The organism is Xanthomonas sp. LMG 12461, from assembly GCF_009192935.1.
Lineage (GTDB): Bacteria > Pseudomonadota > Gammaproteobacteria > Xanthomonadales > Xanthomonadaceae > Xanthomonas_A > Xanthomonas_A sontii.
This window is the reverse complement of sequence record NZ_NQYT01000060.1, coordinates 93,904-120,703: the sequence shown is the minus strand read 5'-3', so window position 1 is coordinate 120,703 and position 26,800 is coordinate 93,904. Positions and strand designations below refer to the sequence as shown.

The 26,800-nt window shown below is 68.4% G+C and carries 19 protein-coding genes; 13 read left to right on the top strand and 6 right to left on the bottom strand.

The window, feature by feature from the left end:
* A partial coding sequence (locus CEK68_RS15680; protein ID WP_152239928.1) for a transposase occupies positions 1 to 366 on the top strand: 366 nt, incomplete at its 5' end.
* A gap of 86 nt (positions 367 to 452) precedes the next feature.
* Here the strand turns inward: CEK68_RS15680 and CEK68_RS15675 are convergent.
* Positions 453 to 947, bottom strand: coding sequence for a gluconokinase (locus CEK68_RS15675; protein WP_152239938.1), 495 nt, complete (start codon positions 945 to 947; stop codon positions 453 to 455).
* Between the two features lie 266 nt (positions 948 to 1,213).
* Positions 1,214 to 3,640: an AAA family ATPase gene (locus CEK68_RS15670; RefSeq protein ID WP_152239927.1), complete on the bottom strand. Its 2,427-nt coding sequence runs from the start codon at positions 3,638 to 3,640 to the stop codon at positions 1,214 to 1,216.
* A 710-nt stretch (positions 3,641 to 4,350) separates the two neighbouring features.
* Between CEK68_RS15670 and CEK68_RS15660 the strand changes: the two genes are divergently transcribed.
* The 5 genes from CEK68_RS15660 to CEK68_RS21060 all read left to right on the top strand — a co-directional run bounded on the left by CEK68_RS15660 (position 4,351) and on the right by CEK68_RS21060 (position 13,558).
* Positions 4,351 to 7,782 (top strand): PAS domain-containing hybrid sensor histidine kinase/response regulator, encoded by a 3,432-nt coding sequence (locus CEK68_RS15660; RefSeq protein ID WP_152239926.1) that lies wholly within the window; start codon positions 4,351 to 4,353, stop codon positions 7,780 to 7,782.
* 122 nt (positions 7,783 to 7,904) lie between these two features.
* The gene (locus tag CEK68_RS15655) at positions 7,905 to 9,761 is read left to right on the top strand and encodes a sulfotransferase (RefSeq protein ID WP_152239925.1); all 1,857 of its coding nucleotides are present in this window, start codon (positions 7,905 to 7,907) and stop codon (positions 9,759 to 9,761) included.
* Positions 9,762 to 10,083: 322 nt separating this feature from the next.
* Positions 10,084 to 12,795 (top strand): TonB-dependent receptor, encoded by a 2,712-nt coding sequence (locus CEK68_RS15650; protein WP_152239924.1) that lies wholly within the window; start codon positions 10,084 to 10,086, stop codon positions 12,793 to 12,795.
* 143 nt (positions 12,796 to 12,938) lie between these two features.
* Positions 12,939 to 13,418: a hypothetical protein gene (locus tag CEK68_RS15645; protein WP_152239923.1), complete on the top strand. Its 480-nt coding sequence runs from the start codon at positions 12,939 to 12,941 to the stop codon at positions 13,416 to 13,418.
* Positions 13,418 to 13,558, top strand: coding sequence for a hypothetical protein (locus CEK68_RS21060; RefSeq protein WP_193314223.1), 141 nt, complete (start codon positions 13,418 to 13,420; stop codon positions 13,556 to 13,558). The genes CEK68_RS15645 and CEK68_RS21060 overlap by 1 nt, the downstream gene beginning before the upstream one ends.
* A 93-nt stretch (positions 13,559 to 13,651) precedes the next feature.
* Here CEK68_RS21060 and mntP read toward each other — a convergent pair whose 3' ends face one another.
* The 3 genes from mntP to acs form a co-directional block, all read right to left on the bottom strand.
* The gene (gene mntP, locus CEK68_RS15640) at positions 13,652 to 14,227 is read right to left on the bottom strand and encodes a manganese efflux pump MntP (protein ID WP_017908356.1); all 576 of its coding nucleotides are present in this window, start codon (positions 14,225 to 14,227) and stop codon (positions 13,652 to 13,654) included.
* Between the two features lie 622 nt (positions 14,228 to 14,849).
* Positions 14,850 to 15,515 carry a response regulator transcription factor gene (locus tag CEK68_RS15635; RefSeq protein ID WP_010342764.1) on the bottom strand — a complete coding sequence of 222 codons (666 nt, stop codon included), beginning with the start codon at positions 15,513 to 15,515 and terminating at the stop codon, positions 14,850 to 14,852.
* A gap of 158 nt (positions 15,516 to 15,673) precedes the next feature.
* Positions 15,674 to 17,617: an acetate--CoA ligase gene (acs, locus tag CEK68_RS15630; protein WP_152239922.1), complete on the bottom strand. Its 1,944-nt coding sequence runs from the start codon at positions 17,615 to 17,617 to the stop codon at positions 15,674 to 15,676.
* Positions 17,618 to 17,832: 215 nt separating this feature from the next.
* Between acs and CEK68_RS15625 the strand changes: the two genes are divergently transcribed.
* The 5 genes from CEK68_RS15625 to CEK68_RS15605 all read left to right on the top strand — a co-directional run bounded on the left by CEK68_RS15625 (position 17,833) and on the right by CEK68_RS15605 (position 23,871).
* On the top strand, positions 17,833 to 19,245 hold the full coding sequence (locus tag CEK68_RS15625; protein ID WP_152239921.1) for a DcaP family trimeric outer membrane transporter: 1,413 nt from the start codon (positions 17,833 to 17,835) through the stop codon (positions 19,243 to 19,245).
* 32 nt (positions 19,246 to 19,277) lie between these two features.
* On the top strand, positions 19,278 to 19,595 hold the full coding sequence (locus tag CEK68_RS15620; RefSeq protein ID WP_017908353.1) for a DUF485 domain-containing protein: 318 nt from the start codon (positions 19,278 to 19,280) through the stop codon (positions 19,593 to 19,595).
* Positions 19,592 to 21,322, top strand: coding sequence for a cation acetate symporter (locus CEK68_RS15615; RefSeq protein WP_152239920.1), 1,731 nt, complete (start codon positions 19,592 to 19,594; stop codon positions 21,320 to 21,322). The genes CEK68_RS15620 and CEK68_RS15615 overlap by 4 nt, the downstream gene beginning before the upstream one ends.
* 118 nt (positions 21,323 to 21,440) lie before the next feature.
* Entirely contained in the window at positions 21,441 to 22,130 is a 690-nt protein-coding gene (gene yjjG, locus CEK68_RS15610) for a pyrimidine 5'-nucleotidase (RefSeq protein ID WP_152239919.1), read from the top strand.
* 304 nt (positions 22,131 to 22,434) lie between these two features.
* Positions 22,435 to 23,871 (top strand): coniferyl aldehyde dehydrogenase, encoded by a 1,437-nt coding sequence (locus tag CEK68_RS15605; protein WP_152239918.1) that lies wholly within the window; start codon positions 22,435 to 22,437, stop codon positions 23,869 to 23,871.
* Between the two features lie 18 nt (positions 23,872 to 23,889).
* Here CEK68_RS15605 and CEK68_RS15600 read toward each other — a convergent pair whose 3' ends face one another.
* On the bottom strand, positions 23,890 to 25,098 hold the full coding sequence (locus CEK68_RS15600; RefSeq protein WP_152239917.1) for an FkbM family methyltransferase: 1,209 nt from the start codon (positions 25,096 to 25,098) through the stop codon (positions 23,890 to 23,892).
* A 434-nt stretch (positions 25,099 to 25,532) separates the two neighbouring features.
* On the opposite strand from CEK68_RS15600, the gene xth reads away from it, so the two are divergent.
* The gene (gene xth / locus CEK68_RS15595) at positions 25,533 to 26,309 is read left to right on the top strand and encodes an exodeoxyribonuclease III (protein WP_152239916.1); all 777 of its coding nucleotides are present in this window, start codon (positions 25,533 to 25,535) and stop codon (positions 26,307 to 26,309) included.
* Positions 26,306 to 26,737 carry a GFA family protein gene (locus CEK68_RS15590; protein ID WP_017911661.1) on the top strand — a complete coding sequence of 144 codons (432 nt, stop codon included), beginning with the start codon at positions 26,306 to 26,308 and terminating at the stop codon, positions 26,735 to 26,737. Before xth ends, CEK68_RS15590 begins: the two co-directional genes overlap by 4 nt.
* Positions 26,738 to 26,800: the final 63 nt, after the last annotated feature.

The following is a 26,800-nucleotide window of genomic DNA, read 5'->3' as shown; positions in this document are numbered from 1 at the left end:
GGCAGAGCCGGAACGAGCGTGAACATGATGCTGGCCGAGCTTGGCGATGTGAGGCGCTTCGCCGATGCCTCGGCGGTGACCGCCTTCGCCGGCCTGAATCCGTGCCTGCAGGAGTCGGGCGAGCGCAAAGGCCGCGTCTGCATCTCGCGCACCGGCTCGCCCCGCTTGCGCGCGGGCCTGTTCATGCCGGCCCTGGTGGCCATGACCCACAACCCGATCATCCGGGCGCTGAAACAGCGGCTGAGCGAACGCGGCAAAACCGGCAAGCAGATCGTGTGCGCCGCCATGCGCAAGCTCCTGCACCTGGCCTACGGGGTTCTCAAATCGGGCACGGCGTTCGATCCGAAAAGGGGCCTTGCCTGCTAGGGGGGAAGACGGTATCTACGACGGGCAACCTGCGTCACCATCGCCACAAACGGGCGCATGGCTGAGGGTGTGCCGAGAAGGCACACCTAGGCGATCGCGGCGCTCGCATCCAGTTGCGCGATGGCATCGGCCACGACCGTGGCGAACGGTGCGTCCACGTCCACCGAGATCACGTCGGCCTCGTCCAGTGGCAGTTCCAGCGTGTCGAGCTGGCTTTGCAGCAGGGCTGGTGGCATGAAGTGGCCATGGCGCGCGGCCAGGCGCTCGGCGATGACATGCGCGGCCGCGTGCAGGAACACGAAGCGCATCGGCACGCCGGTGTCCCGTAGCTGCTGCCGGTGCGCCTTGCGCAGACCGGAGAAGGCCAGTACGACGCTCTGCCCGGCATCGACCGATGCGCGCAGGCGCTGCGCCAAGGTGGCCACCCATGGCGCGCGCTGCGCGTCGCTGAGCGGGATGCCGTGCGCCATCTGCGCCTTGGCGGCGGCGCTGTGGAAATCGTCCGCGTCCAGGAAGGTGAGTCCGTAGTGGGTCGCCAGTGCCTGGGCAACGCTGGTCTTGCCGCTGCCGGACACGCCCATCACGACGATGGCTTCGGCGCGTGGCGGCGGGGATGAGGGGGTGTGAGTCACGTGCTGCGGTCCCGTGGGGTCGCCCGCATGATGCCAGCGTGGGCGTCGTGTGGACGTCAGCGCTTCTGTACTGGGTCTTGCGCTGTTGTAGAGATGTGCGCCGTGGCAACTGGGTTCTGTGTGGATCCTGGCGTCGGGGCTGAAGCCCCTCCCATAGGGACTCCAGCCGGCACTCCTGGTTCCGCACCCCGTGCTTGCCTCTTCCCGCGAGGTGTTTACATCGTCACGTTCGCCGTCTCGACCAGATCGTCCCACTGCAGTCGCGTGCTGGACGCATCGTCGCTGTGTTGCAAGGTGCGGCGAACGGCGCGACGCATGGCGCGGCTGATCCAGTTGTGCAGATCGCGGCCGGAGTGGCCTTCGCTGCGCTCGGCGACCCAGGCCGCCGCAGCGTCGGCGTCGAGGTCCAGCGGCTTGCCGCGCAGCAGGCGCGAGACGATGGCGACGCGCGCTGCGTGATCGGGGAGGGCGATGACGATCTGTCGATCCAGCCGCGACAGCAATGCCGGGTCGATCGCCGCGGCATGGTTGCTGGCGGCCAGCAGGAACACCTGGCCCGCGTGGCTGGCGACGCCGTCCAGTTCCTGCAGCAGTTGGCCGACGATCTCGCGGGTATACGCATCGTCGCCGTCGGCACCGCGTGCCGGCGCGACGATGTCCAGTTCGTCGACGAACACGATGCACGGCGCCTGCGCCCGCGCGCGCTCGAACGCCGCCTGCGCGCGCTGGCCGGACTGACCGAGGTAGCCGGCCTTGAGGTCGGCGCTGCTCAGGGCGATGAAGGCCAGCCCGGACTGGCTGGCAAGGATCCGCGCGACCTGGGTTTTGCCGGTCCCTGGCGGGCCGACCATCAGGATCCCGCGCGGCACCGGCACGCCGAGCGAGGCCAGGGTCTCGGCATTGCGCAATTCCTTGCCCAGGCCGACGAACTCCTCGACGGTGGCCGCCGGCAGCACGATGTCGTCCCAGCCGAGCATGGCGACGGCGGTGGAACCTTTGCCGCGCAGGGCGCGCAGGTGCGCGAGCAGGGTGGCGTTGTCCAGCGTGCCGTCGACGCACTCGGCTGCGACGCGCGCGACCAGCGTGTGCAGGTCGCGGCCCGAGAGGCCGCTACTGTCGGCGATCACCTGCGCGTCCGGCTCCAGCGCGAAACCGGCCCGTCGCAGTTCGGCGCCGAGGATGCGCGCGCGCGCCGCGGCGTCGGGCAGGCCGATGGCGATGCTGGCGGTGAAGCGCGACAGGATCGCGTCGTCCAGCAGCGCCGGGCGGTTGGTCGCGCCGATCACCAGCACCTGGCCGTGCGCGGCATGGAAGCCGTCCCATTCGCCCAGGAACGTCTGCACCAGTTCGGCGCCGAAGCTGTCGCTGTCGGCGCCGCCGCGGCGTGCGAACACGCTTTCGCATTCGTCGATGAACAGGATCGCCGGCGCGTGCTCGCGGCAGCGCTGCCAGATCGCCTGCACCTTGGGGCCGGTGTGGCCGACGTGCGCGGCCTTCAGGTCGGCCACGCCCAGCGCCTCGAAATGGCAGCCGGCGTGGCGCGCGAGCTTGCGCGCGATCAGTGTCTTGCCGGTGCCCGGCGGCCCGTGCAGGAGCATGCCCTTCGGCGCCGGCTGGCGCCCGGACACGAACAGGTCCACCAGTTTCAGGATCTGGTCGAGCGTGGCGTCGGGCAGCGCGACGTCGGCCCAGTGCCGTTGCACCGCATCCAGGCTCTGCAGCCGCTGCTGCAGCGCGCGTTGCTGGCCGCGCGCGGCTTCCCAGGCCTGCACGTGGTCGTGCAGCGCGGCGATCGGTGCGACATCGACGGCGGCGTCTTCGGCCAGTGCCAGCGCCAGCGATTGCAGCGACGGCGCAGCGTCGGCGGCCAGATCGACGTCGAGGAGGATCAGGGCCGCTGCATGGCGGGCATCGGGCAGCACGATCAGCGCCTGCAGGCGCGGGTCCTCGCTGCCGTCGTGCAAGGCCAGCAGCCGCGCAGCGGACAGGTCGCCCTGCGTGGCGGGAATGGACCAGCGCCCGTGCAGGGCGCGCTGCGGCCATGGCGCGCGGGTCACCGGATACGTCGTCCCCGCATCGCGCGACCCAGCATCGGCCACCTGCACCAGCGCCAGCGGCAGGCGTGCGAACGCCTGCAGTGCGCGCCGTTCGGCATGGCTGTGGTGCCAGGCCAGCAACTGCGCACCGGCGACGACCAGCAGACCGTACGCCAGCAACGAGGGCAGCAGGCTTTGCAGCAGCAGGCCGCCATCGCCGTGCAGGCCGACCTGGCGCCACCAGACGAGGAAGCTGCGCGTCTCGCCCAGCCAGTGTGCGCTGGTCCACGGCAGGACCAGCACCAGCATGCCGATCAAGGCCGCGCGCCAGCGCCAATCCGGCAGCAGCGGCCGCAGCAGCAGCGCCGGTCCCCAGGCGCGGCGGCGCTCGCGCCGTACCGCCGCCCGCGCCGCGATCCTGGCGTGCGCAGCGAACCGGCGCCGGATCGCGGCCACGGCCTGCTCCACCGCCGGCAGATGCCGCTCGATATCCGCATCGGCCTGCGCCTGGCGCGACTGCGCCTGCTGCACCTGCGCAAGCAGGCGCTGCGTCTGCTGTTGCAGCGACGGCGGGGGCGTCGGCACGGCGGCCGGGATGCCGGACATCAGCGGGAGCGGGCGCAGGTGGTCACCGCGCGCATCTTAGCCCGAGCGCCGGTGGGGCTGCTGTGGCTGGTTGCAGGTTGGATTGCCCTTGCTGGTGCGGTTGCTTTGGTTGTTGCCTTTGCCTTATCGGGTTCCCTTCCGAAGCGGCGGCCAGCGTGGGGAAAAACCCCGAAGGGGCGGCGCACATGGATGTGCGCCGTCCGCGGCAGGGGCAGGATGCCCCTTCCGCGGATCCCCGGGCTGGACGCGGACCCGGAGCGCGTTAGCGCGGAGGGCGCGAGGCAGGGTGTGCTTTCTTTTGGTTACTTTTCTTTGCACAAGCAAAGAAAAGTAACTCGCCGCAAGGCGAAAGCTCTGCCTTGCCGTGGCTGCAGCGCTAAAAGTGCCCTACAAATCAACAGCAGAAGCAGAAGCAGAAGCAGAGCCAGCGGCATGCCTGCGTCTGCCGCGGACATTGGATGCCGCACCGCTACCGAGCGGTGATTCTGCTTAACTGGGCTGCGTGCAAAGGGGGCGCAGGAAAAGAGGCGAGAAGCGCCGTGCTCGCCGTTGGGGGGAGCGCTTGCGTGTAGGCGCAGCCGCCTCACCTGCCTCGCGGCGCCCAACCCGGTGCACACGCAGCCCAAGCGAGACGCAGCGAGCCGAACTCCCGGCTACGCGGAAACGCATCGCACCCTCTAGACTGCACGCATCGTCATGGGGGCTAGCCTTTGGTTTCCAGTTGGATCCTGCTGCTGGTGTCGGTCGGCTATGCGGCGCTGCTGTTTGCGGTGGCGTGGTGGGGCGATCGCCGTCCGCTGTACCCGGAGCGGCCGTGGCTGCGTCCGGCGGTGTACAGCCTGGCGCTGGCCGTGTACTGCTCGTCGTGGACGTTCTACGGCGCGGTCGGCAGCGCGGTGCGCAACGGCGCCGGCTACCTGCCGATCTACCTGGGCCCGCTGCTGATGCTGCTGTTCGGCTGGCGCATCGTCGAGCGCCTGGCGCTGATCGCGCGCAGCGAGAACACCGTGTCCATCGCCGATTTCATTTCCTCGCGCTACGGCCGCTCGCGGCGCTTGGCCGCGCTGGTGGCGGTGATCGCGCTGGTCGGCGTGGTGCCGTACCTGGCGCTGCAGTACAAGGCGGTGGCGATGAGCCTGCAGGTGCTCAGCGGCCAGTCCAGCGCCGGTGCGCCGTTCTATGCCGATCCGGCGCTGTACGTGGCCTTGGGCATGGCGCTGTTCGCCACGCTGTTCGGCACCCGCCAGGTCGATGCCACCGAGCACCACCACGGCATGATGCTGGCGATCGCGCTGGAGTCGGTGGTGAAGCTGCTGGCGATGGTGGCGGTGGGCGTGTTCGCCTACGTGTGGCTGTCTGCACGCGACGGCGGCCAGGTGATGGCGTCGGCACGCACGCTGTTCCAGAACACCCCGCCGGTGGGCTTCATCTCGCAGACCCTGCTCAGCTTCCTGGCGCTGGTGTGCCTGCCGCGGCAGTTCCATGTGGCGGTGGTGGAGTGCAGCGACGTCGGCGACATCCGCAAGGCGCGCTGGCTGTTCGGCCTGTACCTGGTGCTGATTTCGGCGATGGTGGTGCCGATCGCCGCCGCCGGCATCGCGCTGTTCGGCGGCGGCGACGTGGCCGACGACAGCATCGTGCTGGCGCTGCCGCTGGCCGAAAGCCGCACCGCGCTGGCGCTGGTCGCCTACGTGGGCGGGTTCTCCGCCGCCACCGGCATGGTCATCGTCTCCAGCATCGCGCTGGCGACGATGATCAGCAACGACCTGGTGATGCCGGTGCTGCTGCGGCGCCGCGGGCACCAGGCGGCCGGTGCCGACGTGGCCTCGAAGGTGCTGTGGATCCGCCGCCTGGCGATCCTGCTGCTGGCGCTGATCGCCTACGGCTATTACCGCAGCAGCAGCAACGACACGACGCTGGCGTCCTACGGCCTGATGGCCTTCGCCGCGGTGGCGCAGTTCGCGCCGGGCGTGATCGGCGGCCTGTACTGGCGCGGCGCCAGCCGCAAGGGCGTGGAGACCGGCATGGTGCTGGGCTTCGCCACCTGGATCTACACCCTGCTGCTGCCGGCGCTGACCCAGGCCGGCTGGCTGGCGCCGGCGTGGCTGCTGGACGGGCCGTTCGGCATCTCCTGGCTGCGCCCGCAGCAGCTGTTCGGCATGAGCGGCTGGGACCCGCTGGCGCACGGCACGTTCTGGTCGCTGCTGGTCAACGTCGGCACGATGATGCTGGTGTCGGCGCGCTGGCGCCCGGGCCTGGACGAGCGCCTGCGCGCCGCGCCGTTCCTGGAGCCGTACTCGCAGCGCCCGGCGGTGGCCGGCGACTGGCTCGGGCAGGTGCGCGTGGTGGATCTGCAGGCGCTGGCCGAGCGCATGGTCGGCGAGCGCCACGCCCGCCGCGCCTTCGCCGAGCAGGCGCAACTGCTCGGCCGCGAGCCGCAGCCCACCGCGGTGGCCGACCGCGTCTGGGTGCAGTTCACCGAGCGCCTGCTCGCCGCTTCGATCGGTGCGGCCTCCGCGCGTCTGGTCCTGACCAGCCTGCTGCGCGGCTCGGGCATGGACCTGGGCGAGGTGGTGGCGGTGCTCGACGAGGCCGGGCAGGAACTGCGCTTCAACCGCGAGATCCTCTCCACCACGCTGGAGAACATCAGCGCCGGGGTCAGCGTGGTCGACCCGGCGATGCGCCTGACCGCGTGGAATCGCCGCTACCAGCAGATGTTCGGCTATCCCGACGGCATGCTCTACGTCGGCCGCCCGGTCGCCGACCTGATCCGCTACAACGCCGAGCGCGGCGAACTCGGCGGCGGCCAGGTGGAGGACCAGATCGCCCGCCGCATCGCGCACATGCGCGCCGGCACCCCGCACGTGTTCGAACGCACCCGCAGCGACGGCAAGGTGATCGAGATGCGCGGCCAGCCGCTGCCCGGCGGCGGCTACGTCACCAGCTACAACGACATCACCGACTACAAGCGCGCCGAGCAGGCGCTGCTCGAAGCCAACGAGACTCTGGAGCAGCGCGTGGCCGAGCGCTCGCGCGAGGCCGAACTGGCGCAGCAGTCCAAGACCCGCTTCCTGGCCGCGATCAGCCACGACGTGCTGCAGCCGCTCAACGCCGCACGCCTGTTCGCCTCGGCCCTGCGCGATGCGCACCAGAACGAGGAGCAGCGGCATCTGGCCGAGCGCGTGGACGCCTCGCTGCGCGCGGCCGAGGAACTACTCGACGGCCTGCTCGACGTGTCGCGGCTGGATGCCGGCGGCCTGCGCCCGACCATCGAGGACGTCGATGCCGGCCTGCTGCTGCGCGAATTGGCCGCGCAGTACAGCCCGATCGCCGCCGGCCGCGGCCTGCGCCTGCACGTGTACGCGCGGCCGCTGTGGGTGCGCAGCGATCGCCGGCTGCTGCGCCGGGTGCTGCAGAACTTCCTCGCCAACGCGCTGCGCTACACCCGCCAGGGCCGCATCGTGCTGGGCATGCGCCGCCGCGGCGCGGCGCTGGAACTGCAGGTCTGGGACACCGGCCCCGGCATTCCGCCGCACCACATGCAGCAGATCTTCGACGAGTTCCAGCGCTACCAGCAGCCGTTCGACTGGGGCGAGCAGGGGCTGGGCCTGGGCCTGTCGATCTGCCAGCGCATCTCGCGCCTGCTCGGCCACGACCTGGATGCGCGCAGCCGCGTCGGCCACGGCAGCATGTTCTCCATCACCGTGCCGCGGGCGGCGCCACCGCCGCAGGCGCTGCAACGCGCGCCACGCGCAGCGGCCGCGGCCGATTCGCTGGCCGGGCTGCGCGTGCTGTGCGTGGACAACGATCAGGAAATCCTCGACGGCATGCGCGCGCTGCTCGGCCGTTGGCAGGTGGAGGTGATCTGCGCCAGCACCGTCGACGAGGCGCTGGCGCAGGCCGCGTGCGCACCGCAGGTGATGCTGGTCGATTACCACCTGCACGACCGGCTCGACGGCCTGGAGACCCTGGATGCGCTGCGCGCGGCGATGCCCGGACCGGTGGCCGGCGCGCTGCTCACCGCCGACGGCCGCGACGAACTGAAGCTGCAGGCCCGCGAGCGCGGCTACCGGCTGCTGACCAAGCCGGTCAAGCCGGCCTCGCTGCGCGCCTTCCTCACCGCCTACCACGATCCGATCTAGGAGCGGTCGCGCGCCTTCGTAACAGCAATGTATGGGTTGTGTGGCAGCCGTCGGCGCGACCGGCGTGGCGCACGGCGCGGGCGGGCGGCTAAGGTGGAGGGCCGCCCACGACCCGCCTGCGCATGACCTCCCTGGACGACACCGCGATCCCCCCGCTCCCGGACCTGCTGGCGGCGCTGGAGGCCGGCCAGGCGCAGACCCTCGAACGCGGTGCCCGCGCCTACCTGCGGCAGCGCCCCGACGATGTCCTGGCCAGCAGTCTGCTGGCGATGAGCCTGCAGATGCAGGGCCAGCCGGCGCCGGCCGCCGCCGTGTACCGCACGCTGGCCGAGCGCGAGCCGCACGAGGTGGCGCACTGGAACAACCTGGGCACGGCGCTGCGCGAAGCCGGCGAACCCGGCCCGGCCGCCGAGGCCTATCTGCGCGCCCGCGCGCTGGCGCCGGACGATCCGCTGCCGCACCACAACCTCGGCCTGCTGGCGATGGACGCCGGCGATTACGCCGCGGCCCGCGAACACCTGCTCGATGCCCACGCGCTGGCGCCGCAGGCGCCGCCGCTGTGCGTGCACGCGGCGATGGCCTGCCATGAGTGCGGCGACTTCCAGCGCGTGCAGGCGCTGATCGCCGACTGGCGGCAGTGGCCGCCGCTGGATCCGGACACCACTGTGGAACTGGCCTGGCTGCTGTCGCAGGGCGGCGAGACCGACACCGCCTGCGGCCTGCTGCGCGCCTGCGCCGAGGGGCCGATGGCGCAACCAGCGCGCGCCTGGTCGCGGCTGGTGCTGGTGCTCGAGCGCGCCAACCGCCTGCCGCAGGCGCGCGAGGCCGCCGCGCAGCTGCCGCCGCCGGAACGCATCGACGACCCGGACGTGCGCCAGGACGCCAGCAATGCGCTGGCGGTGCTGGCCATGCGCGAGGGCCACTGGCAGCAGGCGCATGCGCTGCTGCGCGGGCTGTTGGCCGATGGCAGTGCGGTCGACCGGCGCAAACAGAGCAACCTGTTCTTCGCCCTGGCGCGGGTCTGCGACCGCCTCGGCCTTCACGACGAAGCGCTGCATGCCTGCGCGCAGGGCCATGCCGGCCAGGTCGAGGGCCTGGCCGCGCTGGTACCGGAGCTGGCGGCGGCGGACGCACCGCCGTTGCCGGTCGCGCAGGCCCGCTGGGATCCGGCACGCCATGCCGCGGCGCGGCCGGTGACCGCGCCGGCCATGGCCGACTCGCCGATCTTCGTGGTCGGCTTCCCGCGCTCGGGCACCACCTTGCTGGAACAGATGCTCGACGCCCACCCGCAGTTGGTGGCGATGGACGAGCGGCCGTTCCTGCAGGGACTGGCCGACCGCCTGGAGGCGCGCGGCGTGGCCTGGCCGGATGGCCTGGGCGAGCTCGACGATGCCGCCTGTGACGCGCTGCGTGCCGAGTACTGGCAGGCGGTGCGCGGGGTGGTGCAGCTGCAGCCGGGCCAGCGCCTGGTCGACAAGAACCCGTTGAACCTGCTGCGCCTGCCGCTGATCCGGCGCCTGTTCCCGGAGGCGCCGGTGATCCTGGCGCTGCGCCATCCCTGCGACGTGCTGCTGAGCTGCTACATGCAGGCGTTCCGCTCGCCGGCATTCGCCCTGCTGTGTGCCAGCCTGCCGCGGCTGGCGCGCGGCTATGCCGACGCGATGGAGTTCTGGCTCTACCACGCCGCCCTGCTGCAGCCACGCACGCTGGAGTTGCGTTACGAGGACCTGGTGGCCGATCCGCAGGCGCAGGTGGCGCGTCTGGGGCAGTTCCTGCAGCTGCAGCAGCCGGAGCGGCTGCTCGACTTCCAGCGCCACGCGCGGGCCAAGGGCTTCATCAGCACGCCCAGCTACGCGCAGGTGGTGGAGGGCATCAACCGCAAGGCCCTGGACCGCTGGCACGCCTATCGCGATGCGTTCGCGCCGGTGCTGCCGGTGCTGCAGCCGTTCCTGCGACGCTGGGACTACCGCGTCGACTGAGCGTTGCGTGTTGTCTGAACCGTTCCCGTCTGCTGGTTGAACGGCAACAACGCAGCGTGCGCTGTACCGCGCTTGAAGCGGTGTTTTTGTCAGGGGCTGGCGCACGTTGGCACACCGAAACAACACCCTTCTTATAAAAAACTAACAAGTGCCTGACGGTCCTGTAATGGACCGCTGGCCCGAGGCATCCATTTCACCCGCCGCGCGTTTCCGCGCCCGGGATGGTTCGCGCCTGCGTGCAGCCGGCGCTTGTCGCACATCACATGAGGTCTTCCCGATGTCCGTAGCAAAGAACAGACTCGCTCACGCCGTTTGCCTGGCCATGGCGACGCTTCCCGCCACGCTCTATGCGCAGAGCGCCACGCCGGCGGCGTCCGCGTCCGGCGACGCGCCGGTGACCCTGGACAAGCTCACCGTCACCGGTTCGCTGGTGCGCCGCGTGGATGTGGAGACCGCCAGCCCGGTCGCCGTGGTCGATCGCCAGCAGATTCAGCAGAGCGGCAAGCAGACCCTGGGCGATCTGCTGCAGGCGCTGCCCGGAATCGCCGGCGCCGCGACCAACCCGCAGGTCAACAACGGCGGCGGCGACGGCGCCTCGACCATCTCGCTGCGCGGCCTCGGCGACGAGCGCACGCTGATCCTGATCGACGGCCACCGCATCCAGAACAACGACGTCAACTCGATCCCGGCCAACATGATCGACCACGTCGAAGTGCTGAAGGTCGGCGCCTCGGCGATGTACGGCTCCGACGCCATCGGCGGCGTGGTCAACTTCATCCTGCGCAAGAACTTCGAAGGCGGTGAAGTCTCGGCCAACTACGGCCAGACCAGCCGCGGCGACGGCGCGCGCCAGGGCGGCAGCTTCACCTTCGGCAAGACCTGGGACCGCGGCAACGTCGTGGTCGGCCTGGACTACAACAAGCAGAAGGACGTCTCCACCGCCAACCGCGCGTTCTCCAAGTACGCGATGTACCTGTCCAGCGGCAGCGTCTACAAGGGCGGTTCGGCACGGACCCCGACCGGCTACTACAAGCTGCCGGCGGCGACCCTGGCGGCCAACGGTTGCAAGCCCGACGGCGCGCTGACCGGCAACGGCAACGGCGGCTACAAGTGCTACAGCTCCTCGGCCGATTCGTACAACTACGAGGCGCAGAACCTGCTGCTGACGCCGCAACAGCGCGTCGGTGGCTTCGTGCTCGGCAGCTTCAACATCACCGACTCGATGCAGGCGTACGTCAACGCCTACCACAACCACACCATGTCCAACTTCGCGATCGCGCCGCTGCCGCTCGACGCGCAGAACGACGGCATCACCGTCGCCGCCAACAATCCGTACAACCCGTTCGGCGTGGAGTTCGGCCCCAACGGCTACGAGTATCAGACGCGCTTCACCTCGCTCGGCCAGCGCGAAGGCTTCTACGACACGGCCACCGATCAGGATGTGATCGGCCTGAAGGGCGGCATCGGCGACAGTAGCTGGGTGTGGGACGCCAACTTCAACTACGGCCACTACCGCCAGCGCAACTGGAGCCACGGCTACGTCGATTACGCCGCGTTGCAGAACGCGATCAACAGTGGGCAGGTCAACATCCTGGATCAGGGCAGCCCGGCCACGGTCGCCTGGCTGAACAGCAACGAATCGATTCCGCGCCAGGAAACCACCACCATCATGCGGCAGTGGGAAGCCAGCGCCAACGGCAGCCTGTGGGAGATGCCGGCCGGTGCCGCGCAGCTGGCAGTGGGCGCGCTGTACCGCAAGGAGAGCCTGAACTCCACGGTGTCGGCGAATGCGCTGATCAACAGCGACAACACCTGTGCGGTCTCTTCCGAAGCCTGTTCCTCGCCGCTGAGCGGCAGCTTCAACGTCAAGGAGGCTTACGCGCAGTTGTTCATGCCGGTGCTGGAGCAGTCCTCGCCGATCGGCGCGCTCAACCTGACCCTGAGCGACCGCTACTCCGACTACAGCAGCGTGCGCTCGGGCAATAACAGCGCCTCGTTCCAGGTGGAGTGGCGGCCGATCCACGACCTGCTGGTGCGCGGCACGGCGGCGCAGGTGTTCCGCGCGCCGACCATCACCGACATCTACCAGGGCCCGACCGCCGACGCGCCGAACTTCATCGACCCCTGCGTCGGCTACAGCGGCAGCGGCCACGCCACTGCCTGCGCCGGTGTGCCGGCCGGCTGGAGCGGCACAGGCCTGTCGCAGACCAACGCGATCAAGTCCGGCGCCACCTACGTGGGCTACCAGCTCAAGCCGGAGAAGGGCACCTCGTTCGACTACGGCCTGGTGTACAGCCCCGAGTACGTACCGGGCCTGTCGCTCAACCTCGACTGGTGGAAGGTCAAGCTCGACGACCTGATCCAGCCGATCTCCGCGCAGACCGTAGCCGACCTCTGCTACAACGATGACAACAGCCCGTACTGCAGCTACCTCCACCGCTACGCCGCCGGCACCCCAAGCGCCGGCAACATCGACCACATCCAGACGCCGGTGGTCAACATCGGCAAGCTCAACACCCAGGGCATCGACCTCGGCGCGAGCTACGCGCTGCCCGCTACCGACTACGGCAAGTTCACCGTGACCGTGGACAGCACCTACCTGCACCGCTACGACATCGACACCGGAGACACGGTGGTGCACATGGCCGGGCGCTACAACTCGTCCTATGGCAACTACGCGCATTGGCGCGCGCATGCGCTGTTCGGCTGGAAGCTGGGCAACTGGGATGCGAGCTGGACCACCCGCTGGGTCGGCAAGATGCAGGTCGGCAGCGGCGACCTGAGCCAGAACATGTCCGCCGACGGGCATGACAAGGGTGTGGTGCTGAACTACGGCAGCTACATGTACCACGCGCTGCAGGTGGGCTACGACATGGCCGGGGCCAACCTGCGCCTGGATCTGGGCGTGGACAACCTGACCAACAAGCAGCCGCCGATGATGTACCAGAACAACGTGTTGAACGCGAACACCGACGTGAGCACCTACGACACGCTCGGCCGCTACTACTGGATGCGTGCTACGTACAAGTTCTAATGCGTAAGGGTTTGTTGTAAGGGAAATGGCGTTGGCGCCCCTTCATGGGGCGCCGATTCCAGGTGTGGTGTTTTGTTGTCTGCTTTTTGCTTGTGGAGATTTCCTAGGTACTTTCTTTAATTTCAACGGCAAGGATTTAGCTCATGAAATTTGCATATGGTCTGTTGGGAGTAGTTCTGTCCGCCGCATCGTTCGGCGCAAGCGCCACCGTCGTCACCGACAGGGTCGATGAAATCTTCATTCAATGCGCCGACTGCGCTGTGGCGAAAAATACGGACGCCGTGCTGGGCTACGTGAAGATCGCGCTTAGTGCCTACGCATCCGCAGCAAGCAGTAACGGTTGGGGGCCGGTCAAGGTCGGCAATCAAGTCCAGATCGAGAAGTACACGCAGACACCTGGTGGCTATCTCCTTGTCGACCACTACTACACGATCAAGAATCTTCCGGTCACCTCTTTCAATGACTTGATCGATGGGGGTGTCGAGCGGGATTCAGATGTAAGAGCCGTTCCTGCGAGGGCGCAGGCGGAAGCGTCAATGAAAGGCGATGTTGCCAGCTTCGTCGAAAGCTTCTCGGATTCTGGTGGCGTAACGACGATTTATGGATTCTTCCCGCAGAACTGATGAATGTTGATTGCGCCGCGCCACCCAATTCCATGGGGGGCGCGGCGCAATGCCATTGCACTGGCGGTCGGCTGTCGCCGCGCAGCGGCGACAAGCACATCCTGTCCACCTATTTCGAATTCACCGCCAAGCCGGCCTGACCCAAGGCGCCGGCAGTGCGGGACGGACACGCACCGTCGCCGCACATCCCCAATCCCGAATCCCCAATCCCGGCTGCACCGGCACCACGTCGATCAACCTGCGCCATGCAGATGCTCGAACAGGATGGTGCTGCCGATCGCGATCAGCAGGGCGCCGCCGACGATCTCCGCCCGCTTGCCGGCGAGCGCGCCGAGCGCGCGGCCGAGCATGATGCCCAGGGTGACCATGGTCAGCGTGCACAGGCCGATGATCGCCGCGACCTCGACGATGTTCACGTCGAGGAAGGCCAGGCCGACGCCCACCGCCATCGCGTCGATGCTGGTGGCGAAGCCGGTGGCTGCCAGATTCCAGAAGCCGTGGCGCTTGGGCGCAGCCTCCTCGGGCGTGTCGGACTCCGGCTTGAGGCCGGCGACGATCATGTGCACGCCCAGTGCGCCGAGCAGGCCGAAGGCGATCCAGTGGTCGAAGGCGACCACGTACTTGGACGCGGCCTGGCCGAGCACCCAGCCCAGTGCCGGGGTCAGTGCCTCGATGCAGCCGAAGATCAGGCCGGCACGCAGCGCGTCGGCCCAGCGCGGGCGTTGCATCGCCGCGCCCTTGCCGACCGCGGCGGCGAAGGCGTCGGTCGACATCGCGATGCCGAGCAGGAGAATCGAAAGAAACGACATGGGGGACCGTACCGGGACAGGCGACAACGACGAGCGCGCGCGCCCGGCCTTCGCCTTGCGCACTCGCCGCTGGTCTCGCCAACCGAACTGGCTGCCCGTACCACGGCGCATCGGCCGAGTCTGTTGATACGGGCGCTGTCCGCGCAGGGCGGACAGCAGGCTACTCCCCAAGGGGACGCGCAGTCTAACAGCGCCCAACTGCGGCGAACATCCCTGGAACGCACGCGAACCTGCAGCTTATCTTGATAGCTGCGGCTATATCGGCGGTGGCTCTGCGGCGGTATGGCACGCGTGTGTGCGTGATAGGTCGAGGATGCCCACTCCCTGTGCATGTGGCTTTCGCTGTGGCACTCAGCCATAGAGCGCGAGGTGCGAATGTGTGCGCCACTTCAGGGCAGCGCCACGGACGTGTCCTCAGTTCCCGCATGCAGCAACCTATGCATCGCCGCTGTGTGGGGCAGCCTGCGCCGCGCCGAAGGGAGCGACTGGCGGTCAATGGTCAGTGCGTCGGGACTGAAGTCCCTCCCACAAGGAGGCGCCCAGCGTGCCGCGTGCGCAAGGCCAACGTGCGCGCACGCGCCGCATCCGCACCGCTTGCGCCTTCGCCAGGCGTCGCCGCGGCTCAGTCCTCTTCCGGCGGCAGCACGATGGCGTCGCTGTCGATGGCCAGCTTGCCGGCCAGCAGCACCGCCTGGGTGCGGTTGGTGACGCCGAGCTTGCGCAGGATCGCGGTGACGTGCGCCTTGATGGTGGCTTCGGACACGCCCAGGTCGTAGGCGATCTGCTTGTTGAGGCTGCCGGCGCCGAGCATCTGCAGCACCCGGAACTGCTGCGGCGTCAGTTCGCGTAGGCGCTGCCCGACCTCGCGTTCGGCGCGGTCGGTGGGCGGCACGTTGTGCGCTTCCGGCGGCGCCCAGTGCTCGCCGTCCAGCACCGTGCCCAGCGCCAGGCCGATGGTGTCCGAGTCGGCCGACTTGGGAATGAAGCCGAACGCGCCGTGGTCCAGCGCGCGCCGCATCACCGTCGGCTCCTCGCGCGCGGACACCACCACCACCGGCAACTGCGGATGCAGCGCGCGCATGTGCACCAGCGCGCTGAAGCCTTGCGCGCCGGGCATGTTGAGATCCATCAGCAGCAGATCGGCATCGGCATGGCGATCGGCCAGCGCGTACAACGCCTCGACGCTGTCGGCCTCGTACAACTGCACCCCGGGCATCACCCGCTGCACCGCCCCACGCAGCGCCTCGCGGAACAGGGGATGGTCGTCGGCGATCAGCAGGGTGGGCATGGGTGAGGCCGGGAATGGGGAAACGGGAATGGGGAATGGGGAATGGGAACGGCAAGAGCAGCGCATCGGGTGCCTAAGATCTCGAAGCGACCGGGGAATGGCTCTCCCCATTCCCCATTCTCGATTCCCCATTCCCGACGCGCGTAGCGCGTAGCGCGTCAGCGCGCCAGCCGTTCGTTCACCAACGAATCCACCACCGACGGATCGGCCAGGGTCGAGGTGTCGCCGAGCTGGTCGGGGGCGTTCTCGGCGATCTTGCGCAGGATGCGGCGCATGATCTTGCCCGAGCGGGTCTTGGGCAGGCCGGGCGCCCACTGCAGGTGGTCCGGAGCGGCGATCGGGCCGATCTCCTTGCGTACCCAGGCCACCAGTTCCTTGTGCAGGGCCTCGCTCGGTTGCTCCTCGGCGACCAGGGTCACGTAGGCGTAGATGCCCTGGCCCTTGATGTCGTGCGGGAAGCCGACCACCGCCGCTTCGGCGACCTTGGGGTGGGAAACCAGCGCGCTCTCCACTTCGGCGGTGCCGATGCGGTGGCCGGAGACGTTGATGACGTCGTCGACGCGGCCGGTGATCCAGTAGTAGCCGTCGGCATCGCGGCGGCAGCCGTCGCCGGTGAAATAGCTGCCCGGGTAGGTGCGGAAATAGGTGTCGATGAAGCGCTGGTGGTCGCCATAGACGGTGCGCATCTGCCCCGGCCAGGAATCGCGCAGCACCAGGTTGCCCTCGGTGGCGCCTTCCAGAATCTCGCCGTCGGCGCTGACCAGGGCCGGCTGCACGCCGAAGAACGGCAGCGTCGCCGAGCCGGGCTTGAGGTCGATGGCGCCGGCCAGCGGGGTGATCAGGATGCCGCCGGTCTCGGTCTGCCACCAGGTGTCCACGATCGGGCAGCGGCCGTCGCCGACCACGTCGTAGTACCAGCGCCAGGCTTCGGGATTGATCGGCTCGCCGACGCTGCCGAGCAGGCGCAGGCTCTTGCGCGAGGTCTTCTTCACCGGCGCCTCGCCCTCGCGCATCAGCGCGCGGATCGCGGTCGGGGCGGTGTAGAAGATCGTCACCTGGTGCTTGTCGATGACCTCCCAGAAGCGCGACACGCTCGGGTAGTTGGGCACGCCTTCGAACATCAGCGCGGTGGCGCCGTTGGCCAGCGGCCCGTAGACGATGTAGCTGTGGCCGGTGACCCAGCCGACGTCGGCGGTGCACCAGTAGATGTCGTCCTCGCGCAGGTCGAACACGGTCTCGTGGGTGTAGGCCGCGTACAGCAGGTAGCCGGCGGTGGTGTGCAGTACGCCCTTGGGTTTGCCGGTGGAGCCGGAGGTGTAGAGGATGAACAGCGGGTCCTCGGCGTTCATGCGCTCGGGTTCGCATTCGGCCGGCTGGCTGTCGACCACGTCGTGGAACCAGCGGTCGCGCGGGGCCTGCATGTCCACCGCGCCGCCGGTGTGGCGCACCACCAGCACGGTTTCCACGCTGGTGGTGCCCGGCAGCTTCAGCGCCGCGTCCACGTTGGCCTTGAGCGGGATCTTCTTGCCGCCGCGCAGGCCTTCGTCGGCGGTGATGATCAGCTTGCTGCCGCAGTCGATCACCCGATCGGCGATCGAGTTGGGCGCGAAGCCGCCGAACACCACCGAGTGGATCGCGCCGATGCGCGCGCAGGCCAGCATCGCCACCGCCGCGTCTGGGATCATCGGCAGGTAGATGGTGACGCGGTCGCCTTTCTGCACGCCCAGCGCGCGCAGGGCGTTACCGAGCCGGCACACGCGCTCGTACAGCTCGCGATAGGTGACGTGGTAGGACGGCGCGTCCGGACTGTCCGGCTCGAACAGCAGCGCGGTCTTGTCGCCGCGGGTGGCCAGCTGCCGGTCCAGGCAGTTGACGCTGGCGTTGAGTTCGCCGTCGTCGAACCAGCGGATATGGAAGTCGTCCAGGGCGAAGCTGACGTCCTTGATCCGGGTCGGCTTCTTGAACCAGTCCAGGCGCTCGGCCACCTTGCCCCAGAACGCCTCCGGCTGTTCCACCGATTCCTTGTACTGGGTCTGGTACTGGGTCTTGTCGACCCGCGCACGGGCGGCGAACTGCGGATCGACGGGATAGAGATCGGCCATGGTTCCCTCTGCAATGAACGGGGCGCCGCATGCGGCGGCGCGTCAACGCGCAGTGTGCCGCATCCGGCGTCAAGCGCACACGCGCCGGGTCTTAGACGATGGTCGTAACTCAGCCGACGTTCGACTAATGGCCAATAGGCGCGGCCGGTGCGGTCGCGCACGCTGGGCTACGGCCGTGCGCATGCGTGCGGCCATCCATTATTCGGGAGGGAGTAATGAGCAACCGCATCGCATCCCTGGCGCGTCGCCCGTTGGCGGCGGCGCTGTTGGTGGCCCTGGTCGCGCCCGGCGCGGCCTTCGCCCAAGGCAAACCCTCGGCGCGCGAACAGGCGCTGGAGACCCGCGTGGCCGAGCTGGAACGGCAGGTGCAGCAACTGCTGTCCGCGCAGCAACAGCAGCAGGGGCAGATCGCGCAGACCCAGACCGAGGTCGCCGCGGTCCGCTCGACCCAGGCCGCGCCGCCGCCGCCACCCCCGGCACCGCCGGCCGGCAAGGCGCCGATCCAGGTCACCACCATCACCCCGGGGGCCACGCCCGGCACCACCTTCAAGGTCGGCGGCTTCATCAAGGCCGACTTCCTGGCCACCCGCACCGGCGACGGCCAGCTCGCCGACGACGCCACCGGCCGCGCGCTGTACCTGCCCGGGCAGACCCCGGTGGGCGGGGCCAAGTCCGGCACCGACTACAACGCGCATGCCAAGTTCTCGCGGATCAACTTCGGCGTGGACAGCGTGACCGAAGGCGGCAACAAGGCCGGCGCGCTGGTGGAACTGGATTTCTTCGGCAATGCATTGGGCACCCAGACCGCCACCAACACCTACGGCGCCACCCTGCGCCACGCCTACATGTATTGGAACCACTGGCTGGCCGGCCAGACCTGGTCCAACTTCATGGATCCGGCGGCGCTGCCGGAAGCGGCCGACTTCATCGGCCCCACCGACGGCGTGGTGTTCGTGCGCCAGGCGCAGCTGCGCTACACCAACGGCGGCTTCAGCATCGCCCTGGAGAATCCGGAAACCACCCTGTACACGCGCAGCGTGGCCGGCGTGGTCAGCACTGCCAGCTCCGACCGCGGCGCGCTGCCGGATCTGACCGTGCGCTACGGCTGGAAGGGCGACTGGGGCAGCTTCGGCGTGGCCGGCGTGGTCGGCCAGCAGAAGGTCGACAACCGCGCCACCGGTGCCGATGCCAGCAAGGCCTCCGGCGGCCTGACCCTGGGCGGCAAGTGGGTGGCCAGCGACAGCGACAGCCTGTTCTACCAGCTCACCGGCGGCGAAGGCATCGGCCGCTACATCGGCCTGGGCATCGCCCAGAACGCGGTGTACGACGCCGCCGACCGCGACCTGGACACGGTCGGGGTGGTCGCCGGCTACGTCGGCTGGCGCCACGCGTTCTCGCCCAAGCTGCGCACCAACCTGATCTACGCGCGCAGCGACTACGACAACGACACCGCGCGTACCGGCCTGGCCGTGACCAAGAGTGTGCAGAGCATCCGCGGCAACGTCTTCTACTCGCCGTTGCCCAAGGTCGATATCGGCGCCGAGCTGATGTACGGCAAGCGCGAGATCGAAAGCGGCGCCACGGGCGACATCACCCGCCTGCAGTTCACCACCAAGTACAGCTTCTGATCCGCGCCGCGGCCACTTACCGGAGCCATCTCATGAGCCTCTCCAACGACGCGCTGATCGCCAAGATCGACGCCAATCCGAAGTACCACGCGCTCAAGCGCCAGCGCAACGCGCTGGGCTGGACGCTGACCATCCTGATGTTGCTGGCCTACTTCGGCTTCATCGGCCTGATCGCCTTCGACAAGGCCTTCCTGGCCCAGCCGATGGGCAGCGGCGTCACCACCATCGGCATCCCGATCGCGATCGGAGTGATGGTCTTCACCATCGCCATCACCGCGATCTACGTGCGTCGCGCCAACACCGTGTACGACCAGCTGACCGCCGACATCCTCGAGGACGCCCGCCAATGAGCAAGCACCTGCGCTTCCTTCTGCTGCTGCTGGCCGCGCTGCTGCCGGCCGGCGTGGCCCTGGCCGCCGGCGGCGATGTCGGCCAGACCGACAAGCAGCCGACCAACTGGGTGGCGATCGGCATGTTCGCCTTCTTCGTCGCCGGCACGCTGTGGATCACCAAGTGGGCGGCGAAGAAGACCCGCTCGGCGTCGGACTTCTACACCGCTGGCGGCGGCATCACCGGCTTCCAGAACGGCCTGGCGATCGCCGGCGACTACATGTCGGCGGCCTCGTTCCTGGGCATCACCGCGGCGGTGATGACCAACGGCTACGACGGCCTGATCTACGCCATCGGCTTCCTGGTCGGCTGGCCGATCCTGACCTTCCTGATGGCCGAGCGCCTGCGCAACCTCGGCAAGTACACCTTCGCCGACGTGGCCGGCTACCGCTTCGCGCCGACCGCGATCCGCAGCTTCGCCGCCTCCGGCACGCTGGTGGTGGTGCTGTTCTACCTGATCGCGCAGATGGTCGGCGCCGGCGCGCTGATCAAGCTGCTGTTCGGCCTGGACTACTGGGTGGCGGTGAGCCTGGTCGGCGTGCTGATGATGGTCTACGTGCTGTTCGGCGGCATGACCGCCACCACCTGGGTGCAGATCATCAAGGCGGTGTTGCTGCTGACCGGCGTGACCTTCATGGCCGTGGCGATCATGTGGCACTTCAACTTCAGCTTCGAGGCGCTGTTCGCCGAGGGCGTGCGGGTGAAGACCGCGGTGGCGGCCAACGGCGGCGCCTCGCCGGAAGAGGCAGCCACTGCCGGCCTGTCGATCATGGGCCCGGGCGGCTTCGTCAAGGATCCGATCTCGGCGATCTCCTTCGGCATGGCGCTGATGTTCGGCACCGCCGGTCTGCCGCACATCCTGATGCGCTTCTTCACCGTCCCCGACGCCAAGCAGGCGCGCAAGTCGGTGCTGTGGGCCACCACCTGGATCGGCTACTTCTACATCCTGATCTTCATCATCGGCTTCGGCGCCATCGCCCTGGTGTTGACCAACCCGCAGTTCGCCGACGTCGCCACCGGCACCATCCACGGCGGCAAGGGCGCGGCCAACATGGCGGCGGTGCTGGTCGGCAACGCCGTGGGTGGCAACGTGTTCATGGGCTTCATCTCCGCGGTGGCCTTCGCCACCATCCTGGCGGTGGTCGCCGGCCTGACCCTGTCTGGCGCCTCGGCGGTGTCCCACGACCTGTACGCCACGGTGATCAAGAAGGGCAATCCGGCCCCGGGCTCGGAGCTGAAGGTGTCGCGCGTCACCACCATCGCACTGGGCGTGATCGCGGTGCTGCTGGGCATCGTGTTCGAGAAGCAGAACGTGGCCTTCATGGTGTCGCTGGCCTTCGCCATTGCCGCCTCGGCCAACTTCCCGGTGCTGATCCTGTCGTTGCTGTGGAAGAACTGCACCACCCGCGGTGCGGTGATCGGCGGTTTCCTGGGCCTGATCTCCTCGCTGGTGCTGACGGTGCTGTCGCCGTCGGTGTGGGTGGACACGCTGGGCAACCCGGCCGGTTCGGCGCCGTTCCCGTACACCTCGCCGGCGCTGTTCTCGGTCACCATCGGCTTCGTCGGCATCTGGCTATTCTCGGTGCTGGACCGCAGCGCCCAGGCCGGCAAGGAACGCGCCGCGTTCAAGGCGCAGCAGATCCGCGCCGAGACCGGGCTGGGCGCCTCGCGCGGGTCGGGCCACTGAGCGCGCGCGCCTAACAGGACGCGGCCAACGCCGCACGCGACGCCGGCCCTTGTGCCGGCGTCGTCGTGTCTGCGGGCAGCGGCTACCATGGCGGGCCTTTGCCGCACCGGTCGCCTGCATGCGCTATCGCTGGATCCTGTTCGATGCCGACGACACATTGTTCCATTTCGACGCCTTCGCCGGCCTGCAGCGCATGTTCGCCGGCTACGGCGTGCAGTTCGGCGAGGCGGATTACGCCGAATACACCGCCTGCAACCGGCCGCTGTGGGTGCAGTACCAGAACGGCGCGATCACCGCCTTGCAATTGCAGCAGCGCCGTTTCGCCGACTGGGCGCAGCGCCTGCAGACCGCGCCGGAGACCTTGAACACGGCGTTCCTGGCGGCGATGGCCGAGCTGTGTGCGCCGCTGGACGGAGCGGTGGATCTGCTCGACGCCTTGCGTGGGCGCGCGCGCCTGGGCCTGGTCACCAACGGCTTCGGCGCGCTGCAGAACGCGCGCCTGCAGCGTACCGGGCTGCACGACCGCTTCGAAGTCATCGCCATTTCCGAGGTGGTGGGCGTGGCCAAGCCGCACCCGGGGATCTTCGCGCACGCGCTGGCGCAGCTCGGCGACCCACCGCCGGCGCAGGTGCTGATGGTCGGCGACAACCCGCAGGCGGACATCGCCGGCGGCCTGGCCGCGGGCCTGCACACCTGTTGGTTCAATGCGCACGGCGCCGCCGCGCCGGAGGGCGTCGTGCCGCACCACCAGGTCGCCTCGCTGGCGCAATTGCAGGCGTGGTTGCTGGAAGAGCCGGCAGCGCTGTAGCGCATCTACTTGCGTGCCTGGCGCCATCGGGTCGGGACTGAAGTCCCTCCCACAGGTGGAAACTTCAGTTCGCGGCGATGCCGGCGCGCCCCTTGTGGGAGGGACTTCAGTCCCGACCCCGGAAGGGTAGGGGTTGCCGGTCCCGAGACGGGATGCCGCATCATCTCGCCCGGTCGCTGCTGCTCTCTTGTGGGAGGGACTTCAGTCCCGACGCGAGCCACCGTCAGACCCGGGGTCTCGGTCGCATGCTGCCGACCCCCGACGTGGCGCACGGCAGCCGCGACCGCCATCGTATAGTGCGCCCATGCCGATCTCCGACGCCGACGCCGCTTCCGCCGACACGCCACTGGCCGCCTTGCCAGTCACCCTGCAGCGCCTGCGCGCGGCCTGGCAGGCGGCCAAGCCGGAGCGGGCGCAGCGCCGCGAGGACTTGCTGCGGCTGCGCGCGGCGTTGAAGCGGCGTTTGCCGGAGATGGCCGATGCCATCGCCGCCGATTTCGGCCACCGCTCGCGCCACGAATCGCTGATCGCCGACGGCATGACCGCGCTCGGCGAGATCGATCACCTGCTGCGCCATCTGAAGCGCTGGATGCGCCCGCAGCGGGTCGGCGCCGGCTGGCGGCTGTGGCCGGCGCGTGCGGAAGTGCGGCCGGTGCCGGTCGGCGTGGTCGGGGTGATCGCGCCGTGGAACTACCCGGTCAACCTGGCGCTGATCCCGCTGGCCACCGCCATCGCCGCCGGCAACCACGTCTACCTGAAACCCTCCGAGCACACCCCGCGCAGCGCGCAGTTCCTGCAGTCGCTGCTGGCCGAGGTGTTCCCGCCGCAGCGGGTGGCGGTGGCGCTGGGCGGGGCCGAGGTGGCGTCGGCGTTCGCGGCGTTGCCGCTGGACCACCTGGTGTTCACCGGCTCCACCGCGGTCGGGCGCAAGGTGATGGCCGCCGCCGCCCCCAACCTGACCCCGCTGACCCTGGAACTGGGCGGCAAGTCGCCGGCCATCGTCTGCGCCGACTACCCGCTGGAACAGGCCGCCGCGCGCCTGGCCACCGGCAAGTGGTTCAACGCCGGGCAGACCTGCATCGCCCCGGACTACGTGCTGATCGATGCCGGCCGCGAGGCGGCGCTGGTGCAGGCGCTGCGTGCGCAGGTGCTGGCGCGCTACGGCGATTTCGCCAGCGCCGAGGACTACACCCGCATCGTCAACGACGGCCAGTACCGACGCCTGCGCGGCTACCTGGACGATGCGCGGGCGCGTGGCCTGGAGGTCATCGAACTGGCCACGGTGGAGCGCGAACGCGCCGAGCGCGAGCGGCTGATCGTGCCCACGGTGGTGCTGCAGCCGGGCGATGACGCGCTGTTGATGCAGGAGGAGATCTTCGGCCCGATTTTGCCGGTGCGCAGCTACCGCTCGCTGGATGCGGCCATCGCCGAGATCAACAGCCGCGACCGGCCGCTGGCGCTGTATCCCTTCAGCCACGACCGCGCGCGGATCGAGGCTATCCTGCATGCGACCGTCGCCGGCGGCGTCACCGTCAACGACAGCCTGCTGCACTTCGCCGCCAACGCGCTGCCATTCGGCGGCATCGGCCCCAGCGGCATGGGCGCCTACCATGGTCGCGCCGGCTTCGATGCCTTCAGCAAGGCCCTGCCGATCCTGTGGCAGGCCCGCCGCGCCGGCAGCGACCTGCTCAAGCCGCCGTATGCGCGGATCGCCTGGCTGCTGGATTTGCTGATGCGCTGACCGGCCAGTGCGAGCGCGTCACGTCACCTCCACATCGAACTTGGCCGGGGTGAAGCCTCGTTCCTCGAACCAGCACACCCCTTCCTGCACAAAGGTGAGCACAAGGCGATAAGTACCTTCTTCATTGGGTGGAGCGATGTGCATCAGGTGTTCGGAGATTCGTCCTGGCACAATGCAAGAATCGGCGAGCCGACTGCGGATGCCGTCATAAACGACCATTTCGTTCTCCGCCGTACACCAGTGGTAACAAAGGAACACCGGGTTATCGCCTTCGCTATACCAAGTCTCGGGACCGTCGTTAACAACCTGCACTTTGATCTCGACGGTTGTGGAGGCGACGATTTGCGGCATAGAGCCGACGAGTGCAATGCTGCCCGTCGGTTGGGTGATGGGGGCAGCGCGCCTGCGGCTGACAAGCTCGGCTGTTCGTTTGGCCTCTGTCGCCAGAACTTCCAGCTTGACGCCGACGCTCGGGTCGAAGGCGCCGACGATATTGGGGAAGCGCTGCTTGACCACGTGTTCGTGCATCACTCGATATGCGTCCTCTGGCGAGTGAAGATCGACGATCTCGCGGTTGTCCGCATCCACGGCATATAGATGCGGGAATACGTTACGCATAAAATCAAGAAAGTCGGGAACGGTGATTCTCTGCAGGACGTCGAGGCAGAAGTGGTTCATTTCCATCACTACTGTCGGTCGCCGCGTCGCCAGAAACGACAAGCCACCTCGAATGACGTTCATTTCGAAGCCCTCCACGTCGATCTTCAGAAAGTTTGGCGAGGGGTCCTTGGTGGCGAAAAAGTGATCCAGTTGATCGATACGGATCTCTTCAGTGACGTGTCCGTCCTTGGGGCGGATCTTGTCGCTGACATAACCACCCGAGCGGTTCGTCGCGGCAAAGGTGATCGCGAGCGTCTCCTGCTTCATTCCGAGGCCGAAATTGAACGCTTCAATGTTTCCGCACTGATTACGAGCCAGGTTCTCCCTTAGGATGCGATAGGTGGACGGGGTGGGTTCGAACGCGTAGGTCTTCCTGGCCAGGCCTGAGAACAACAGCGCCGTCAGGCCGATGTTGGCGCCGATGTCAGCAACCACATCATCCGCTTCAACCAAGGTGCGAAACAGTTGCACCATATGCGGTTCGAATTCATCGCCCATGTTGGTCAGATAGTCGTCGTCTGACGAAACCTTATAGATTTCTTGGTCAATCTTGATTGTCTTAAGCATGCGTTCCTTCAACAGCTTTGGGTTCGGTGTCCAGAGGGTGAGCAAACAGGATTGGCAAGATCGGCAGGTGTTGTCGCATGCCGAGGGCCGGAGGTAGAGCACGGAACATGCAGCCTCGGCCGTTAGGCGGCTTCATCAGTTCTGAAGTATTCGCGGCGCCCCCCCGGCCGCCGCATTGCGAGCCGCCTCGGGGCTGTCGCATGGACATTGTTTACTAGATTGACGTCGGATTGTGCAGATTGCAACGGGGGGGAGAGACTTCTCGGCGTAGTCGAATCTGTAGGATGCTCTCAGCGCAAATGGGGACCCATCGGGCGCGGTATGCCAGAATCCACTATGAGCCAGCTAGCGTTTGCGAGGTCCTAGATGCGCTAGTGCCGCCAAGCGCCGTGGCCTGAAATAATTGTGATGAAGACCGAGGAGCGGGACCACCCTTGAAAATCGCCAGCTGGAACGTCAACTCGCTCAACGTGCGCCTGCCGCACCTGCAACAGTGGCTGGCCGCGTTCGCGCCGGACGTGGTCGGGATCCAGGAGACCAAGCTGGAAGACCACAAGTTTCCCGACACTGCGTTGGCCGAGGCCGGCTACCGCAGCGTGTTCGCCGGGCAGAAGACCTACAACGGCGTGGCGATCCTGTCGCGCCTGCCGATCAGCGACGTGCAGATCGGTGTGCCGGGCCTGGAGGACGAGCAGAAGCGCGCCATCGCCGCCACCATCGGCGACCTGCGCATCGTCAATCTGTACGTGGTCAACGGCCAGGACGTGGGCACCGACAAGTACGCCTACAAGCTGCGCTGGTTGGAGGCGGTGCACGCCTGGCTGGCCGACGAGCTGCAGCGGCATCCGCGGCTGGTGGTGCTCGGCGACTTCAACATCGCCCCGGACGCGCGCGACGTGCACGACCCGCTGGTGTGGAGCGACAACCACATCCTCACTTCCACCGCCGAGCGCGGCGCCCTGCACAAGCTGCTCGGCCTGGGCCTGCACGACGGCTTCCGCCTGCACCATGCCGACGGCGGCATCTTCAGCTGGTGGGACTACCGCCAGGCCGGCTTCCGCCGCGACCTGGGGCTGCGCATCGACCTGACCCTGGTGTCCGAGGCGCTGAAGGCGCGCACCCGCGGTGCCGGCATCGACCGCGAACCGCGCAGCTGGGACCGCCCCAGCGATCACGCGCCGGCCTGGGTCGAGCTGGAGCCGGCGGCATGAGCGAGCGCCACGTGCGCCGCTGCATCGACAAGGTCGGCGACACCGCGATCGCGCCGCTGCACCGGCTCAGCTGCCACTGCGGTGCGGTGCAGATCGACCTGGAGCTGCCGCAGGGCATCGTCGACCCGCGCCGCTGCAACTGCTCGCTGTGCCGGCGCCGCGGCGCCATCGTCGCCTCGGTGCCGCTGGCGGCCCTGCATGTCCGCCAGGGCGAGCAGGCGCTGCGCCTGTACCAGTTCCACACGCATACCGCGCAGCATTATTTCTGCGGCACCTGCGGGATCTACACGCATCATCGGCGCCGCTCCGATCCCAGCCTGTACGGCTACAACGTCGGCTGCCTGGAGGGCGTGGACCCGTATGCGCTGGCCATCGCGGTGCCGGTCGAGGACGGCGTGCGCCATCCGGCCGACCGCGCTGCGCCGTGAGCGGGGCCGCAAACGCAAAACGCCCGGCGAACCGGGCGTTTGCGCAAGCGGCGAGGGCGCTGT

Bases quoted from the DNA above. Each gene is read 5' to 3' on its own strand.
- CEK68_RS15675 (WP_152239938.1), bottom strand. From the start codon at position 947: ATGGGCGTGTCCGGCAGCGGCAAGACCAGCGTTGCCCAGGCACTGGCG.
- CEK68_RS15670 (WP_152239927.1), bottom strand. From the start codon at position 3,640: ATGTCCGGCATCCCGGCCGCCGTGCCGACGCCCCCGCCGTCGCTGCAA.
- CEK68_RS15655 (WP_152239925.1), top strand. From the start codon at position 7,905: ATGACCTCCCTGGACGACACCGCGATCCCCCCGCTCCCGGACCTGCTG.
- CEK68_RS15650 (WP_152239924.1), top strand. From the start codon at position 10,084: ATGGCGACGCTTCCCGCCACGCTCTATGCGCAGAGCGCCACGCCGGCG.
- CEK68_RS15645 (WP_152239923.1), top strand. From the start codon at position 12,939: ATGAAATTTGCATATGGTCTGTTGGGAGTAGTTCTGTCCGCCGCATCG.
- CEK68_RS21060 (WP_193314223.1), top strand. From the start codon at position 13,418: ATGAATGTTGATTGCGCCGCGCCACCCAATTCCATGGGGGGCGCGGCG.
- mntP (WP_017908356.1), bottom strand. From the start codon at position 14,227: ATGTCGTTTCTTTCGATTCTCCTGCTCGGCATCGCGATGTCGACCGAC.
- CEK68_RS15635 (WP_010342764.1), bottom strand. From the start codon at position 15,515: ATGCCCACCCTGCTGATCGCCGACGACCATCCCCTGTTCCGCGAGGCG.
- acs (WP_152239922.1), bottom strand. From the start codon at position 17,617: ATGGCCGATCTCTATCCCGTCGATCCGCAGTTCGCCGCCCGTGCGCGG.
- CEK68_RS15625 (WP_152239921.1), top strand. From the start codon at position 17,833: ATGAGCAACCGCATCGCATCCCTGGCGCGTCGCCCGTTGGCGGCGGCG.
- CEK68_RS15620 (WP_017908353.1), top strand. From the start codon at position 19,278: ATGAGCCTCTCCAACGACGCGCTGATCGCCAAGATCGACGCCAATCCG.
- CEK68_RS15615 (WP_152239920.1), top strand. From the start codon at position 19,592: ATGAGCAAGCACCTGCGCTTCCTTCTGCTGCTGCTGGCCGCGCTGCTG.
- yjjG (WP_152239919.1), top strand. From the start codon at position 21,441: ATGCGCTATCGCTGGATCCTGTTCGATGCCGACGACACATTGTTCCAT.
- CEK68_RS15605 (WP_152239918.1), top strand. From the start codon at position 22,435: ATGCCGATCTCCGACGCCGACGCCGCTTCCGCCGACACGCCACTGGCC.
- CEK68_RS15600 (WP_152239917.1), bottom strand. From the start codon at position 25,098: ATGCTTAAGACAATCAAGATTGACCAAGAAATCTATAAGGTTTCGTCA.
- CEK68_RS15590 (WP_017911661.1), top strand. From the start codon at position 26,306: ATGAGCGAGCGCCACGTGCGCCGCTGCATCGACAAGGTCGGCGACACC.